The sequence below is a fragment of the Clostridium psychrophilum genome (assembly GCF_018861705.1).
GTDB classification, from domain to species: domain Bacteria; phylum Bacillota; class Clostridia; order Clostridiales; family Clostridiaceae; genus Clostridium_AD; species Clostridium_AD psychrophilum.
On record NZ_JAHLEC010000247.1, the window covers coordinates 1 to 1,261 of the forward strand.

At 28.9% G+C, this 1,261-nt stretch carries 2 protein-coding genes; both read left to right on the forward strand.

The window, feature by feature from the left end; all coding sequences use genetic code 11:
- The first annotated feature begins 114 nt into the window (after window positions 1-114).
- Window positions 115-912: a DUF1835 domain-containing protein gene (locus tag KPL38_RS19275; protein WP_216290746.1), complete on the forward strand. Its 798-nt coding sequence runs from the start codon at window positions 115-117 to the stop codon at window positions 910-912.
- 88 nt (window positions 913-1,000) lie between these two features.
- The coding region (locus tag KPL38_RS19280) for a hypothetical protein (RefSeq protein ID WP_216290747.1) at window positions 1,001-1,261 on the forward strand (261 nt) is incomplete at its 3' end.

Genomic DNA, 1,261 nt, shown 5'->3' on the forward strand with positions numbered 1-1,261 from the left:
AAATGAATAAAAATAAACATTAACATTAATAAAGATAAGTAAGAAATCATTCGTATTATTTAAAGAAGGTTTCTTATCAAACTTATAATTAGATTATACAAGGAGGATAATTTAATGACAAAAGAAATAATACATATATGTTGTTCTGATAGTGCTCAGGGGAGTATGAATTATGCAATTAAAAAGGGGTTACTTGAAGGTAAAAAAGCAATAGGCTTTCCTGATGATTTATCTAACGGTCCCATAAATGATATTACTAATATCAACAAAAGAATTGATTGGGTTAAAAATATATATATCGAGGAAGGTAATAAAATTTCTAAGGATATTAATAGTTCTTGTAAGAAATTTAATAAAAACATAATGAATCTTAAGGAAAAAGATATTTATTTATGGTACGGTAACAGTGCAACGGAAATCTGTGGGATGCTACATGTTTTATCAATGCTTGAAGAAAAGATTCATAATGTATATACAATTAATGTATCAGAGATTACTTATAATACTGGAAAAAGGAATGAATATGCATCACGAGTTGTAGGTGAAGTTATAATTGAAAGGTTAGGAGAATTTATAGGGATAAGACAATCCATGGACTTTAGCAGGTATTCCAGTTTAATGGGTTTGTGGGAGGAACTTAAGAAAGAAAATACAAATCTACGTGTTTATGACGATAATCAGGTTAAAAGTGTTCAGATAGATTATTTTGATGATATGATACTTCGTTATACAAATAATAAGTTTAGGCATAGTGCAAGAACAGTGGGCGAAGTTATGGGTAGAGCAGAAAGTTATGTTTCTGACACTTTCATTTTTTGGAGGGTAATTGAGCTAATAAGAAATGAAAAGATTGAGTATAGAGGGAGTTTAGGTTCTATGAGAGAACTGGAAATAAAAAATCATAATACTTAATAGAATTTCTATTTATAATAAAGAAATGTTCTATGGTTCATAACTTTCTTTAATTACGTCATAACAGCCACAAGATAGTAGTTCCATAATGGAAAATACTGTATTGTGGCTGTTTTTTACACGAATCGTTGCCGTACCCCAATTAGAGAAAGCAGTTCCAGATGAGGCAAAAAAATTATCTGCTAAAATTTATAATTTAATGCCTAGAGTAAATTTATCAGATATATTAATAGATACATGCAAACATACAATGTTTGATAAAAAGTTAATACATACTTCAACTAATAAAGAACCTAAAGATACTGAAAGAAGTTGTATAATAGCGACTCTTATGGGGCTTGGTACTAAT

Excerpts from the sequence above, each read along its gene's own strand:
- KPL38_RS19275 (WP_216290746.1), top strand. The coding sequence starts at position 115 with ATGACAAAAGAAATAATACATATATGTTGTTCTGATAGTGCTCAGGGG.